16 protein-coding genes are annotated in these 15,324 nt (G+C 47.1%); 13 read left to right on the forward strand and 3 right to left on the reverse strand.

The window, feature by feature from the left end; translation table 11 throughout:
* Positions 1-280: 280 nt before the first annotated feature.
* From ACWPW6_RS19060 to ACWPW6_RS19105, 10 genes are all read left to right on the forward strand, one after another.
* Positions 281-1,093: a DUF4942 domain-containing protein gene (locus tag ACWPW6_RS19060; protein ID WP_163939963.1), complete on the forward strand. Its 813-nt coding sequence runs from the start codon at positions 281-283 to the stop codon at positions 1,091-1,093.
* A gap of 296 nt (positions 1,094-1,389) precedes the next feature.
* The gene (gene parM / locus ACWPW6_RS19065) at positions 1,390-2,349 is read left to right on the forward strand and encodes a plasmid segregation protein ParM domain-containing protein (protein ID WP_099660683.1); all 960 of its coding nucleotides are present in this window, start codon (positions 1,390-1,392) and stop codon (positions 2,347-2,349) included.
* Between the two features lie 4 nt (positions 2,350-2,353).
* On the forward strand, positions 2,354-2,734 hold the full coding sequence (locus ACWPW6_RS19070) for a plasmid partitioning/stability family protein (RefSeq protein WP_072070758.1): 381 nt from the start codon (positions 2,354-2,356) through the stop codon (positions 2,732-2,734).
* Between the two features lie 10 nt (positions 2,735-2,744).
* The gene (locus ACWPW6_RS19075; RefSeq protein ID WP_023159976.1) at positions 2,745-3,236 is read left to right on the forward strand and encodes a hypothetical protein; all 492 of its coding nucleotides are present in this window, start codon (positions 2,745-2,747) and stop codon (positions 3,234-3,236) included.
* 1,286 nt (positions 3,237-4,522) lie between these two features.
* Positions 4,523-5,359: a replication initiation protein gene (locus ACWPW6_RS19080; protein ID WP_072070757.1), complete on the forward strand. Its 837-nt coding sequence runs from the start codon at positions 4,523-4,525 to the stop codon at positions 5,357-5,359.
* Positions 5,360-5,438: 79 nt separating this feature from the next.
* On the forward strand, positions 5,439-5,588 hold the full coding sequence (locus ACWPW6_RS19085; RefSeq protein ID WP_158516017.1) for a hypothetical protein: 150 nt from the start codon (positions 5,439-5,441) through the stop codon (positions 5,586-5,588).
* A 261-nt stretch (positions 5,589-5,849) separates the two neighbouring features.
* Positions 5,850-6,683, forward strand: coding sequence for a DNA replication terminus site-binding protein (locus ACWPW6_RS19090; RefSeq protein WP_109910873.1), 834 nt, complete (start codon positions 5,850-5,852; stop codon positions 6,681-6,683).
* Entirely contained in the window at positions 6,680-6,976 is a 297-nt protein-coding gene (locus ACWPW6_RS19095) for a hypothetical protein (RefSeq protein WP_125894510.1), read from the forward strand. Before ACWPW6_RS19090 ends, ACWPW6_RS19095 begins: the two co-directional genes overlap by 4 nt.
* Positions 6,973-7,398, forward strand: a complete 426-nt coding sequence (locus ACWPW6_RS19100) for a hypothetical protein (protein ID WP_109910875.1) — start codon at positions 6,973-6,975, stop codon at positions 7,396-7,398. The genes ACWPW6_RS19095 and ACWPW6_RS19100 overlap by 4 nt, the downstream gene beginning before the upstream one ends.
* 16 nt (positions 7,399-7,414) lie before the next feature.
* The gene (locus ACWPW6_RS19105; RefSeq protein WP_109910876.1) at positions 7,415-7,669 is read left to right on the forward strand and encodes a hypothetical protein; all 255 of its coding nucleotides are present in this window, start codon (positions 7,415-7,417) and stop codon (positions 7,667-7,669) included.
* Positions 7,670-7,675: 6 nt separating this feature from the next.
* On the opposite strand, the gene ACWPW6_RS19110 is transcribed toward ACWPW6_RS19105, so the two are convergent.
* From ACWPW6_RS19110 to intI1, 3 genes are all read right to left on the reverse strand, one after another.
* Positions 7,676-10,648, reverse strand: coding sequence for a Tn3 family transposase (locus ACWPW6_RS19110; protein ID WP_001138073.1), 2,973 nt, complete (start codon positions 10,646-10,648; stop codon positions 7,676-7,678).
* Between the two features lie 2 nt (positions 10,649-10,650).
* Positions 10,651-11,208, reverse strand: a complete 558-nt coding sequence (locus ACWPW6_RS19115; RefSeq protein ID WP_001162012.1) for a recombinase family protein — start codon at positions 11,206-11,208, stop codon at positions 10,651-10,653.
* Between the two features lie 305 nt (positions 11,209-11,513).
* A complete protein-coding gene (gene intI1, locus ACWPW6_RS19120; protein ID WP_000845039.1) occupies positions 11,514-12,527 on the reverse strand; it encodes a class 1 integron integrase IntI1 in 1,014 nt (337 codons plus the stop codon).
* A gap of 155 nt (positions 12,528-12,682) precedes the next feature.
* Here intI1 and dfrA14 point away from each other — a divergent pair, with 155 nt between their 5' ends.
* The 3 genes from dfrA14 (at position 12,683) to ACWPW6_RS19135 (ending at position 15,299) form a co-directional block, all read left to right on the forward strand.
* Entirely contained in the window at positions 12,683-13,156 is a 474-nt protein-coding gene (gene dfrA14 / locus ACWPW6_RS19125; RefSeq protein ID WP_004201280.1) for a trimethoprim-resistant dihydrofolate reductase DfrA14, read from the forward strand.
* A gap of 110 nt (positions 13,157-13,266) precedes the next feature.
* Positions 13,267-13,719 (forward strand): NAD(+)--rifampin ADP-ribosyltransferase Arr-2, encoded by a 453-nt coding sequence (locus tag ACWPW6_RS19130; RefSeq protein WP_000237816.1) that lies wholly within the window; start codon positions 13,267-13,269, stop codon positions 13,717-13,719.
* Between the two features lie 320 nt (positions 13,720-14,039).
* Positions 14,040-15,299 carry a chloramphenicol efflux MFS transporter CmlA5 gene (locus tag ACWPW6_RS19135; RefSeq protein WP_012300772.1) on the forward strand — a complete coding sequence of 420 codons (1,260 nt, stop codon included), beginning with the start codon at positions 14,040-14,042 and terminating at the stop codon, positions 15,297-15,299.
* The last annotated feature ends 25 nt before the right edge of the window (positions 15,300-15,324 follow it).

Genomic DNA, 15,324 nt, shown 5'->3' on the forward strand with positions numbered 1-15,324 from the left:
TATTTGAGAATCAATAATATATTCGTACAAAGCTGAAAGCAATATTTTTGTAAAAATGATAAATACAATATCACCACTTATATAAACACAACAATTCATTATACAATTAATTACCAAATTAACAGAATTAAATTAAATCATAATTATTCATCTTTAATTAAATAATGAAGTTTTCACTTTGACAAACATATATCTTTATTGTTGTTTGCTTGATATGGTACTACTTCTATTTTTTCTCGCCTAACGTATGCCATATAAAAAATTAAATTGGATTTTATTAATGAACCTTAATACCAATACTAATATCATCGAATCAATTGAGATAGACAGAGTAATTGCAATCCGAAAACATGCTATTAGCCTATATAAAGAATCACTCTCTAAAGCAGCAGAGGCTATCGAAATATTAAAAACAATCCCCAATACCAACAATCATTTTCCTCACCAATGCATAGAGGACGATTTAATTGATTTGCAATACCCTAGAAATACTAATGATGATGATAACAGAACACGGTTTGAACTTTGGTTAGACAGAAAGATATGGAAAATGTTTATTGATAAATCTGGTATCAAAACAATCATGAGCAATAAACAAATAGAAAAGTTACATTACGACCTTTACGATATGAAATCGCCTATATTCAACTTTGAGAATGCATTAAGCACTTTTACAAGTTTAAGCGCTAACAAAGCTGATTCATTTAAGAATGGATTGATGGATGCGTTGCAATCTGTCTCATGGGATTACAAGAGTAATAATCCTCGCTATCTTAGCAAAAAAATAATAATGGATAATGCTGTTTCAGTTGGTAAGTATTCAACTAGATTTAATAAGACTGACACCGTTAACGATCTAGTTAGAATATTTTGCATCTTACAAAAAAAACCAATTCACGAATTTCAAAATAGTGTAGGGCTATATATATCTGATAATGTGCGAACTAATAATAAAAATTTTGAAACTGAATTTTTCATCGTTAAGTGGTACAAAAAAGGCACAATGCATCTATTATTTAAAAGTGAAAGTTTGATAAATAATACTAATGATTTGATCGCAAAACTTTTCCCCTCAGCATTGCCGCCTTTGTGATACACATTCACAGTCAAGGTATCGAGGTATATCTACACATATCAGATATACCTCAATTAATCCTCACACAGTAATACCACACAGAACAAGCCTCATATAAACCTCAGTTATGCATCACACCCACATCTAAATGATATATTTTCATTTTCATTATGATTTTTACACCCTGATATTTCTCAAATTAATCTCACATCAACCTCTTGCGACACTCAGTTTCCACTGTTAAAATTACAAACATACTCAATATCGCATCAAATAAATCTCAGATGCATCACATTAACAATTAGAGGCTTCAAATGCGTATTTATATAGATGATGGTTCTACTAACATAAAAATGCTGTGGGAACAGGATCAGGAAGGTGAAGTAATTAAAATTAGTCCTAACAGCTTCAAACGCGGTTGGGGTACGGCTTTTGGTACTGGCAAACCATTCAACTATACCGTTGATAACGAGAAGTATTCATTCGATATTATTGATCCTGACAATTTGCCAACTAACAACGTAGCTTGGCAGTATAGCCCTCTAAACGCAGTTGCAGTGCAACATGCACTTCAGATTAGCGGTTTACCTCCCCAAGAGGTTGAAATCGTTGTCACTCTACCATTGGCAGAATTTTACGATCAGGATGCGCAATATCGAATGGATAACATCCAACGCAAAAAAGATAACTTAATGCGCGAAGTTCAAGTAAGCCGGAATGAACCTTTCAAAATCAAAAAAGTAACCGTTCGTCCTGAGTCAATTCCTGCGGGTATATCTTTGTGTGATGAATTAAGACCCAATCATTCTGTACTGATTATTGATATTGGAGGCACCACAACTGATATCTCAATGGTTTCTGGTCAAATGACGTCTGTATCACGCATTTTTGGTGATCCTACGCTTGGCGTATCATTGGTGACTAACGAAGTCAAAAGAGCTTTGGTGAACGCTTCAACAGAAACATCCAGCTATAACGCAGATCAACTCATTATTAACCGGCACGATGAAAACTATCTGTTAGATAACATCAACAGCGTTGATGATATTCAGATGGTGAAAGATGCCATGAACAGCAGTATTGAACGACTAAATACCCGTGTGCTCGATGCGGTCAGCACCTTTAAGGGCTATACACATGTCATGGTTATTGGTGGTGGAGCTGCGCTTTCCGCTGATGCAATCAGAAAGAAAATAGCAATCCAACCAGAACGTTTCTACGTGGCTGAAGAACCTCAGTTTGCTTTGGTTCGGGGTCTGAAATTATTAGGATAACGTTATGAAACAAGAGCGTAAAAAGATAATTTTGTATCTTCGTCCCGAACTCAGCGAGGCTGATAAATTCGCAATTAAAAAGATTGAAGAATCGCCGGTTCAAACTGAAGCAGTACGTACAGCGTTACTGGCAGGGATCGCATTAGGGGAAATTGATGATAGATTGCCTTCTTTGCTGGCTTCAATTCTATCAGACAGGACAAAGGCTGATACCTTCAAAGTAATGTTAGATTCCTTTCTAACTGTTGATAGTGACGGCACTCATGCTCACAATAAAGTAAATTTGAGTCAGGCAAAACGGGCGTTACTGACTGATAAAGTAAAAATAGAGAAGGAGCCCCCAAGTCAGGCAGCACAGAATTTGAAAGGTTCATTACCAGATTGATGGGTGGTGTATGTCCGAACAAGTGTATGGTGAGACTTTAAAGTTCTTCGCCGATTGGCAGAAACACGAAAAGAAACGTTCCTGTCTTAACTTTCAAAAGGTAGTTTCCAGATCTGGCGTTCCTACCCTTAACATCGAGATAGCACCTCTTGAAAAGGATGGAACTGCAAGATGGGAACAGAAAATGACTATTCAGTTATCCTTAAAAGAATTGACTCAACTCACTGCATTAGTTCTTCTATCAAAGAAGTATATTGATAATCTAGATGCCCGATATCATGGGGGTCATAGAAACAAAGGGTTGTCTGTCTTTGATAATGGCAAGTCAGGAATGATTTTCTTGATCTCTGAAGCAGGACAGACGCTAGAACACGGTATAGATCAATACCAACGTTTGGAACTTGCTGTGTTCATCGTACAGCAGCTATCCGCAGCGTTAAAAATAAGTTATGCATGTACTGTTGTAACGCTAAAAAGTCTGTATTTGAACGACACTCATTAACTGAGAAGCCTAAACATTTGTTTGGGCTTTTTTTTTCAATCATAAATGAATTTACATTTTTAGCTCTGAACAGCGAGAGACATGAAAACTTGTTTTCGTGTCGGTGTCGCTGTTGAACAAACGAGCAAAGCGAGTGCGTTAGAAAGCATAAGAAAATTGTCCACAGTGAAGCACATCTTAGCATATTAAGATCTTTTCTTTCTTTTTAGATCTTAAAACATTAAAACCTTAGATATGGGGATATATTCATAATAATCATTTAGTTACGATATTAAAGGTCGTCGCTGATGCAGTGAAAGGTCGTCGCTGATGCAGTAAAAGGTCGCCGTTGATGCAGTGAAAGGTCGCCGTTGATGCAGTGAAAGGTCGCCGTTGATGCAGTGAAAGGTCGTCACTTGTAAAGTATATGCGGTTAATTATTAACCAAGGCTCATTATTTAATCAAAAAAAACCTATCCTATTAATTAATATTAGTTTATTTTCTAATTTTGTTGTGGATAAGTACGATTTTCTTAAATGTTTTGTAATATTCCACTACCGAAAAAGTATATTTTTGATTTGCTGCAAAAGGTCGCCGTTGATGCAGTTAATCAATAAAAAGGTATTTTTCTGCTGGTGGCTAAAGGTCGCCGCTGATGCAGTATAAATATATACTTCTATCATAATTTAATCCATATATATCAACATGTTATGCAAAAGGTCGCCGTTGGTGCAGTATAGTCATAAAAAAAGGTACTTTTCTATTAAAGGCTAAAGGTCGCCACTTGTGCAGTATATAACGGTGTAAATGCTTAAAATAAATCCTTATATATCATATTGTTACACTAAAGGTCGCCGTTGATGCAGTACGGTCATAAAAAAAGGTATTTTTCTGCTGGTGGCTAAAGGTCGTCGCTAATGCAGTATAGAATGGTGTAAGCATGTATATATAATCCTTATATATCAATCGGTTATGCTAAAGGTCGTCATTGGTGCAGTATGATCATAAAAAAAAGTTACTTTTCTGTTTAAGGTAAAAGGTCGTCGTTGATGCAGTATAGAGTAGTATGGTGGACTTCATTAACTTACTGTTTATCAGTATGTTAACGAAAGGTCGCGACATATGCAGTTTGTCATATGGAAATTTCGTTAACTGACTTGGCAATAAGCCGTCATGGAAGTATTGCTAATTTTTCGTCTGGTGTTCAATACTCCACCAGCTACGTATTACTTTAAAGGTCACTTTGCTTTTAGACAAAACAACCTTTAGAATATATACCTATCATGTTGGAATTGAGTCTTTTGTGATGAAAAAGAAGCAAATCAGTAACTTAACACTTTATACTAATGTTCGTCATTCTGATGATTTCAATCTTTCTCTCGCCAGCTTACCTATACCGGCGAAAAGAGTGCTGTTTCTTATTCTCGCTCAGATATCTGATCCTAGAGAATCTGTTGATGAAGATGAAATATGCTTTGAGGTTAAAGCTAAGGAGTATGCTGAAATTTGTGACGTGGACCTTTCAACTGCGTATAAATCCCTTCCACTCGCCGTAGATACTCTGTTGAGCTCTCACATATATGAAGATCTAAGTGAGGAAGGTTTTAAACGAGCTTCAAAAACCAACATTACAACGAGTGCTACATATTACTTTGACGAAGGCTACTGCAAAATATTCTTTAACCGTAGGGTATTTCCCTATTTCTTTGAATTATCAAAAAAATTCACGACACAAAACCTTTTTTATGTAGCTAGATTATCGGATGCTAGTTTGGCAAATCTATATCAGCTAATTATGAAACGGTACTCTAAACGTAATACTATTGCCGAATATAAAACGTCTTTCACAATTGGAGTTGACGAACTTAAGGACGAAATGTGGCTGTTCAATATAGATAAGAAAGGCAATAAGGAATATCTCTATCAAAGCTATAAATATTTTGGTCAGTTTTTAAAGCGGCTGGCGGTTAGTTTGGGTGAACAAACGAATATCAAGGATGTTTCAATTGCGATTGAGTCACGTAAAGGACGCAAGGCTTCTGTGTTACGCATATCCTATGTTATTCACAATGAAAAAGTGGGTGGTTCTATGCCTACCGATAAGGAACTGGACGAGCTCGAAAAGCAGATAGGTTTATTATAGTAATGATGTATAAAAATAAACGATTACAAGAAAAAATTACTCAGTTCAGTTTGCAGAACCCGAATTATAAAAAAATGCTATGTTGAACCATATTCAGGATGATTTATTTGAAATGAAATCATCAGGCATGTCTTGGAATGCGATTATGGATGCTTTACCGGCTTACGGCTTGATGGTCAGTGATAGCAGTTTTAAAAAATTTTTGAAGAAATCCAGAGAACAAGAATAATAGCATGATCGGTCATATTTCATTTTGTAAAAGTCGCCATGAAATATGCCAACATACAAAAGATGGTGTAGTTACATGGGCGTTCCACCTTGAACAGCCGCCCCTAGAAAAAAGGGGGAGAAAAAAAGAGAAAAAGAGAGAAAAAAGCGCGAGTCAGGGGCGCAGATGTCTAAGTTTCGCTCCTGTATTTGTTGAACGCTTATTTGTATGTTGGCATATTTGGTTATGATTCTTTCTTTCTAAGAACAGGAGTTTCATGTGATGCTTGATAGCTATATTGGTTCATTGCTGAAGTACCTCCACCAGCTTGACTCTCTTTTTCGAGATACAAAGGTAATTTCAGCCCTTACCTGTGTCATTCCACCGGTAGAAAATGGTTGTGATGATATCGGTAAATGCATTGAGCCGGTTGTGAATTGGGGTTCTCATGCCTATACATCGGTTATCTCATGTTGGCAGGACTTATACATTTCTCCGTTGTACTCACAAAAGTTTGCGAGGCGAACAGCCGGATATGTACAGTTATCAACTGCGGCTATGGAACTTGCTGATCATCTAATCAAAATCAATACCGTAAAAAACAATATCAGAAGCTCGGTTGTCGCACTGCCGAAATCTGAGCGTTTCAGAATTTTGCGTAAACATCTGAGTAACGTAATGACACTGCATTTGTACCGGAACATTCCTGTATTTAACTCTGACGATGTGATCACTCATGCTTCATATACGTGGGGCTTAAAAGGACTCATGCAGAAAACAGACCCTGTTAAGCTTTATCAGCTCATAGCTGACATAGCAAAAGGCAACGCTGAGTTACAGGACTTAATGGATAAAATCCAAGAGTGCCCTGCTAATAGGCTCAGAATAAAGCGTAGCGTTACGCCGCAGCCGATCTGCAACCTAACCTTTGCCAGTGGGAAAAAACGCTGCATAAACGCTCCTGTGCCGTTTTTGATAGTGCAGGATCAGGATTTTAAAGTAAGTCCCCTGCCATTGTTTACTGCTGAAGCAGACAGACAGGAGCGTTCTGACAAACACAAAACGACTCTCCTTGGCGTGTTTAGGGGGCAACAGATAATTAAGTTGGAAAAATGATGAAGAAAAAAACACAACGGGAATTCTCAACCGCTCGTTTTTACTCTTGTGCTTCAGTTGCCATGTTTTCGTTGATGGGGTGCGTCTCATTGGAGGAACGTGAAAGAGTTGCGTTTGAACTCGTAACAAATGAACCAAACCAAGAGAATATTCAATCTTATCTGAAGCTGGCTGAAGAACTACAAAGAAAGCAGGTTGATGAAGCCAGACAAGCGGCAGATGCGGCTACGTATGAGCGAGACAAAGAGCTCAATGAATATTTCAAACAGTATGGGAGGACCTATAAAAAATGATGAACAACACAGCGTTGTTACAGCACATAGCCTCTGAATTTATAGCCCATTCAGGAGTTCCTGCGAAACCGGCATTTGATAAAATTAGTGCAGGTGATGAAACATTCATTAATGAACTGTCACCATCGGATCTGCTTGAATTACTCGAAAACCCCCTGCCTATTATCATCAATACTTTGACCGGTGAGCATCATTCCGCAATACATAGCCACAGTGACGATATATTGCCCGACTGTACAAACTATGCATATGGGATAGGGTATGAGTCTGCTACTGCTTTGTTTGTATTGGTAGAGGGGATTGAGAGTTACTATCTCGCGCTTAAAGCAAAAGCATATCTGAAGAACCAAAATTATTTGCCGTTCCTGATAAAATTTAACGGTTTAGACAAACATCCTGACAGCCAAAATCTATACTATTAATCACAGAGAAATCATTATGAAATTAGCCTACCCACGCACCAAAGAAAACTACACCCTTAAAGTATTACGTTTGTATGCCCTTACTGAAATATTTGTAACCCCGCCAGTTGTGACCGGTGATATCTATACCGTAGATCTAGCACTGCTGCATATTATGACCCCTAACAATCACTTTAAAGATGAAAGTAAAATAGCGAGTCTAAAACATTCCTATACACATGGCGAAAAGGTTTCACCACTATTGGGGGTCGTCTCAGAAAACGGAAAATAAAGCACGCTAAGCCGGTGGCAGCGGTCGCAATGGCCTAAACTTCCCCGCACCGACCTTGGCGCTGCTGCGCCATAGGTAATCGCCGGTCAGGTTGATGTGCTCCCACCCCAGCGGCGACAGATATTGCAACAATGTGTCGTCCAGCGCCGTGCCGTTGCCACGCAAAGCACTGGTGGCACGCTCCAGATATACCGTGTTCCACAACACGATGGCCGCCGTCACCAGATTGAGGCCGCTGGCCCGGTAGCGCTGCTGCTCAAAACTGCGGTCGCGGATTTCACCCAATCGGTAGAAGAAGACCGCCCTGGCCAGCGCGTTGCGCGCCTCGCCCTTATTCAGCCCCGCATGGACGCGGCGGCGCAGCTCCACGCTTTGCAGCCAATCCAAAATGAACAGCGTGCGCTCGATGCGCCCCAGCTCGCGCAACGCCACGGCCAAGCCGTTCTGGCGCGGGTAGCTGCCGAGTTTGCGCAGCATCAGCGAAGCCGTTACCGTGCCTTGCTTGATGGAGGTGGCCAGCCGCAGAATTTCATCCCAATGGGCGCGTATTTGCTTGATGTTCAGCCTGTCGCTGCTAATCATCGGCTTGAGCGCGTCATAGGCGGCATCGCCCTTGGGGATGAATAGCTTGGTTTCGCCCAAGTCACGGATACGCGGCGCGAAGCGAAATCCCAGCAAATGCATCAAGCCAAACACGTGATCGGTGAAGCCTGCCGTGTCGGTGTAGTGTTCCTCGATGCGCAAGTCCGACTCGTGGTACAGCAGGCCATCAAGCACGTAAGTTGAATCACGAATGCCCACGTTGACCACCTTGGCACTGAAGGGCGCGTACTGGTCGGAGATATGGGTGTAGAAAGTCCGTCCTGGACTGCTTCCATACTTCGGGTTGATATGACCAGTGCTTTCTGCTTTGCTGCCGGTTCTGAAGTTCTGGCCGTCCGACGATGACGTGGTGCCGTCACCCCAGTTGCCGGCGAAGGGTTGCCGAAACTGCGCATTCACCAGCTCGGCCAGCGCCGTCGAATAGGTTTCATCGCGGATGTGCCAGGCTTGCAGCCAAGACAGCTTGGCGTAGGTGGTGCCAGGGCAGGACTCGGCCATTTTGGTCAGACCCAGGTTGATCGCGTCGGCCAGGATCGTCGTCAACAGCAAGGTTTTGTCCTTGGCCGTGTCGCTGGTCTTCAGGTGTGTGAAGTGGCGGGTGAAGCCCGTCCATTCATCGACCTCCATCAGCAACTCGGTGATTTTGAGGTGCGGCAGCAGCATAGCTGTCTGGTCGATCATGGCTTGCGCGGCGTCTGGTACTGCCGCGTCCAGCGGCGTGATCTTCAGGCCTGACGCGGTGGTGATGATGGCATCCGGTAAGTCGTTGGCCGCAGCCATGCGGTTGACTGTGGCGAGTTGCGCCTCCAACAATTCCAACCGGTCATGCAGGTATTGGTCGCAGTCGGTGGCCACTGCCAGCGGCAATTCGCTGGCCAGCTTCAAAGTGGCGAACTTCTCGACCGGCACCAGGTATTCGTCGAAGTCCTTGAACTGGCGAGAACCCTGCACCCAGACATCACCGGAGCGCAGCGCGTTCTTCAGCTCCGACAGGGCGCATAACTCGTAGTAACGCCGGTCGATGCCGTCGTCGGTCAGAACCAGCTTTGCCCAGCGCGGCTTGATGAATGCGGTTGGCGCATCGGCGGGCACCTTGCGCGCGCTGTCGCTGTTCATGCCGCGCAGCATGTCGATGGCATCGAGCACACCCTTGGCGGCGGGCGCAGCCCGCAATTTGAGCACGCCCAGGAACTGCGGCGCGTAGCGGCGTAGCGTGGCATAGCTTTCACCGATGTGGTGCAGGAAATCAAAGTCGGCAGGCCGCGCCAATGTTTGCGCTTCGGTGACGCTGGCGGCGAAGGTGTCCCAGGGCATAACGGCCTCGATGGCGGCGAACGGATCGCTGCCGCTTTGCTTGGCCTCAATCAACGCTTGACCGATGCGCCCATACATCCGCACCTTGTCGTTGATCGCCTTGCCGGAAGCCTGGAACTGCTGCTGATGCTTGTTCTTGGCCGCGTTGAACAGCTTGCCGATGATGCGATCGTGAAGGTCGATGATTTCATCGGTGACGGTGGCCATGCCTTCGATGGCCAGCGCTACCAGCGTGGCATAGCGTCGTTGCACCTCGAACTTTGCCAGATCAGCAGGCGTCATCTGGCCACCTTCACGAGCGATTTTGAGCAGGCGGTTCTGGTGAACCTGCCGCTCGATGCCTGCGGGCAGATCAAGTGCTTGCCAGGATTTCAGGCGCTCAATATGTTCGAGCATGTGGCGAGAGTTCGGTTTGGCAGGCGACTGGCGCAGCCATGCCAGCCACGTCACTTTACTGCCGTCCTTGCGCTTGAGAAGTTCGTCCAGGCGCTGACGGTGGGGTGATAACAAAGAATCGGTCAGCGCCGCGTAAATGCGTCGGTTGGCACGGGTGATGGCCTCGGCGCTTGCGCGCTCGATGGCATTCATGGCGGGCAGGATAATGCTCTGCCGCCGCAGATTCTCGACAAGTGCGCTCGCCAGCACGATGCCTTTGTCGGTCTGCAAGGCCAGCTCGGTCAATGTATGCACGGCTTGCCGATAGTGGCTCATGGTGAAGGGCTTGAACCCAAAAACCGTTTGCAGCTCGACCAAGTGCTCCCGCCGTGTCTGTTCGCGCTGGCCGTACTCGCTCCAACTTTCCACTGGCATCTTGAGTTGCGCGGCCACCATGCGCAACAGGGGCGGAAACGGAGGCTCATCGACGCCCAAAAAGGTGCCAGGGAATCGCAAGTAGCAAAGCTGCACAGCGAAGCCCAATCGATTCGCGGCGCCGCGACGCTGACGGATCACCGACAGGTCGGTTTCGTTGAACGTGTAGTGCCGTATCAGTTCGTCTTTGGCATCTGGCAGTGCCAGCAGGCTTTCGCGCTCGGTGGCGGACAGGATTGAGCGGCGTGGCATGGTCAGTCTTCCCGCAGGTACTGGTACAAGGTTTCGCGGCTGATGCCGAAGTCACGGGCCACCAAGGTTTTTTGGTCGCCTGCCGCAACTCGCCGTTTCAACTCGGCAATTTGTTCGCTGTTCAGCGATTTCTTTCGTCCCCGGTAGGCACCGCGCTGCTTGGCCAGCACGATTCCCTCGCGCTGACGTTCGCGGATCAGGGCGCGCTCGAACTCAGCGAAGGCTCCCATGACCGACAGCATCAGATTGGCCATCGGTGAGTCCTCGCCGGTGAACTTCAGCCCTTCTTTGACGAACTCCATGCGCACGCCCCGTTGTGTCAGCCCTTGGACGATGCGGCGCAGGTCATCAAGGTTGCGTGCCAGCCTGTCCATGCTATGCACCACCACGGTGTCGCCCTCGCGGACGAAGGCCAGCAGCCTTTCCAGCTCGGGACGCTGGGTGTCCTTGCCAGAAGCCTTGTCGGTGAACACCCGCGCCACCTGAACACCCTCCAATTGCCGTTCCGGGTTCTGGTCGAAGCTGCTGACGCGGACATAGCCGATGCGTTGACCTTGCAAGATGCCTCCAAAGGCAAAAGTGTCAGGATGAAATCTATTACCTTTGACGGAATATGTCAATCAATAGGAAATTTAACTCTATTCTGACATCGTTTGCACATGGTGTCGTTTTCAGAAGACGGCTGCACTGAACGTCAGAAGCCGACTGCACTATAGCAGCGGAGGGGTTGGATCCATCAGGCAACGACGGGCTGCTGCCGGCCATCAGCGGACGCAGGGAGGACTTTCCGCAACCGGCCGTTCGATGCGGCACCGATGGCCTTCGCGCAGGGGTAGTGAATCCGCCAGGATTGACTTGCGCTGCCCTACCTCTCACTAGTGAGGGGCGGCAGCGCATCAAGCGGTGAGCGCACTCCGGCACCGCCAACTTTCAGCACATGCGTGTAAATCATCGTCGTAGAGACGTCGGAATGGCCGAGCAGATCCTGCACGGTTCGAATGTCGTAACCGCTGCGGAGCAAGGCCGTCGCGAACGAGTGGCGGAGGGTGTGCGGTGTGGCGGGCTTCGTGATGCCTGCTTGTTCTACGGCACGTTTGAAGGCGCGCTGAAAGGTCTGGTCATACATGTGATGGCGACGCACGACACCGCTCCGTGGATCGGTCGAATGCGTGTGCTGCGCAAAAACCCAGAACCACGGCCAGGAATGCCCGGCGCGCGGATACTTCCGCTCAAGGGCGTCGGGAAGCGCAACGCCGCTGCGGCCCTCGGCCTGGTCCTTCAGCCACCATGCCCGTGCACGCGACAGCTGCTCGCGCAGGCTGGGTGCCAAGCTCTCGGGTAACATCAAGGCCCGATCCTTGGAGCCCTTGCCCTCCCGCACGATGATCGTGCCGTGATCGAAATCCAGATCCTTGACCCGCAGTTGCAAACCCTCACTGATCCGCATGCCCGTTCCATACAGAAGCTGGGCGAACAAACGATGCTCGCCTTCCAGAAAACCGAGGATGCGAACCACTTCATCCGGGGTCAGCACCACCGGCAAGCGCCGCGACGGCCGAGGTCTTCCGATCTCCTGAAGCCAGGGCAGATCCGTGCACAGCACCTTGCCGTAGAAGAACAGCAAGGCCGCCAATGCCTGACGATGCGTGGAGACCGAAACCTTGCGCTCGTTCGCCAGCCAGGACAGAAATGCCTCGACTTCGCTGCTGCCCAAGGTTGCCGGGTGACGCACACCGTGGAAACGGATGAAGGCACGAACCCAGTGGACATAAGCCTGTTCGGTTGGTAAGCTGTAATGCAAGTAGCGTATGCGCTCACGCAACTGGTCCAGAACCTTGACCGAACGCAGCGGTGGTAACGGCGCAGTGGCGGTTTTCATGGCTTGTTATGACTGTTTTTTTGTACAGTCTATGCCTCGGGCATCCAAGCAGCAAGCGCGTTACGCCGTGGGTCGATGTTTGATGTTATGGAGCAGCAACGATGTTACGCAGCAGGGCAGTCGCCCTAAAACAAAGTTAACCCAGGATGAGAACCTTGAAAGTATCATTGATGGCTGCGAAAGCGAAAAACGGCGTGATTGGTTGCGGTCCAGACATACCCTGGTCCGCGAAAGGGGAGCAGCTACTTTTTAAAGCATTGACCTACAATCAGTGGCTTCTGGTGGGTCGCAAGACGTTTGAATCTATGGGCGCACTCCCCAATAGGAAATACGCGGTCGTTACCCGCTCAGGTTGGACATCAAATGATGACAATGTAGTTGTATTTCAGTCAATCGAAGAGGCCATGGACAGGCTAGCTGAATTCACCGGTCACGTTATAGTGTCTGGTGGCGGAGAAATTTACCGAGAAACATTACCCATGGCCTCTACGCTCCACTTATCGACGATCGACATCGAGCCAGAGGGGGATGTTTTCTTCCCGAGTATTCCAAATACCTTCGAAGTTGTTTTTGAGCAACACTTTACTTCAAACATTAACTATTGCTATCAAATTTGGAAAAAGGGTTAACAAAGCTATGCAATCGACGGCAAAAAGCTTCGTTCGCTTCGCGCACTACGCCTTTTCCGCGATTGATAGCGACGTTATGCAGCCAAATCCCAACAATTAAGGGTCTTAAAATGGTAAAAGATTGGATTCCCATCTCTCATGATAATTACAAGCAGGTGCAAGGACCGTTCTATCATGGAACCAAAGCCAATTTGGCGATTGGTGACTTGCTAACCACAGGGTTCATCTCTCATTTCGAGGACGGTCGTATTCTTAAGCACATCTACTTTTCAGCCTTGATGGAGCCAGCAGTTTGGGGAGCTGAACTTGCTATGTCACTGTCTGGCCTCGAGGGTCGCGGCTACATATACATAGTTGAGCCAACAGGACCGTTCGAAGACGATCCGAATCTTACGAACAAAAAATTTCCCGGTAATCCAACACAGTCCTATAGAACCTGCGAACCCTTGAGAATTGTTGGCGTTGTTGAAGACTGGGAGGGGCATCCTGTTGAATTAATAAGGGGAATGTTGGATTCGTTAGAGGACTTAAAGCGCCGTGGTTTACACGTCATTGAAGACTAGTCCTTTGCATAACAAAGCCATCAAACCGGACGCCAGAGATTCCGCGCCTGTTGCGCATGGCTTCGCCATTTTATGCGCAATAGGCGCGCCACCCTGTCGCCGTTTATGGCGGCGTTGGGCGCACAATAAGGCTCCTCGCAGAGTTGCTTGAAAGTTGTTACGATTCAAATTCAATCATGAGATAGTCAGCAGATGAGCACTTCCAAGAACGCAGACAAGTAAGCCGCAGCAACCTTCATTTTTCGGTTGTTGCGGCGTTCTCATGAATCCTTTTGCTCTACGGGAGCGCCGCCAAATCCTTTGTTCAAGGAGATGGTTTCGTGCGCTCAAAAAACTTTAGTTGGCGGTACTCCCTTGCCGCCACGGTGTTGTTGTTATCACCGTTCGATTTATTGGCATCACTCGGCATGGACATGTACTTGCCAGCAGTGCCGTTTATGCCAAACGCGCTTGGTACGACAGCGAGCACAATTCAGCTTACGCTGACAACGTACTTGGTCATGATTGGTGCCGGTCAGCTCTTGTTTGGACCGCTATCGGACCGACTGGGGCGCCGCCCCGTTCTACTGGGAGGTGGCCTCGCCTACGTTGTGGCGTCAATGGGCCTCGCTCTTACGTCATCGGCTGAAGTCTTTCTGGGGCTTCGGATTCTTCAGGCTTGTGGTGCCTCGGCGTGCCTTGTTTCCACATTTGCAACAGTACGTGACATTTACGCAGGTCGCGAGGAAAGTAATGTCATTTACGGCATACTCGGATCCATGCTGGCCATGGTCCCGGCGGTAGGCCCATTGCTCGGAGCGCTCGTCGACATGTGGCTTGGGTGGCGGGCTATCTTTGCGTTTCTAGGTTTGGGCATGATCGCTGCATCTGCAGCAGCGTGGCGATTCTGGCCTGAAACCCGGGTGCAACGAGTTGCGGGCTTGCAATGGTCGCAGCTGCTACTCCCCGTTAAGTGCCTGAACTTCTGGTTGTACACGTTGTGTTACGCCGCTGGAATGGGTAGCTTCTTCGTCTTTTTCTCCATTGCGCCCGGACTAATGATGGGCAGGCAAGGTGTGTCTCAGCTTGGCTTCAGCCTGCTGTTCGCCACAGTGGCAATTGCCATGGTGTTTACGGCTCGTTTTATGGGGCGTGTGATACCCAAGTGGGGCAGCCCAAGTGTCTTGCGAATGGGAATGGGATGCCTGATAGCTGGAGCAGTATTGCTTGCCATCACCGAAATATGGGCTTCGCAGTCCGTGTTAGGCTTTATTGCTCCAATGTGGCTAGTGGGTATTGGTGTCGCCACAGCGGTATCTGTGTCGCCCAATGGCGCTCTTCGAGGATTCGACCATGTTGCTGGAACGGTCACGGCAGTCTACTTCTGCTTGGGCGGTGTACTGCTAGGAAGCATCGGAACGTTGATCATTTCGCTGTTGCCGCGCAACACGGCTTGGCCGGTTGTCGTGTACTGTTTGACCCTTGCAACAGTCGTGCTCGGTCTGTCTTGTGTTTCCCGAGTGAAGGGCTCTCGCGGCCAGGGGGAGCATGATGTGGTCGCGCTACAAAGTGCGGAAAGTACATCAAATCCCAATCGTTGAGAGAATGTGGCAAGCTATCGCCCAA

This window comes from Providencia sp. Marseille-Q8014 (genome assembly GCF_965112055.1).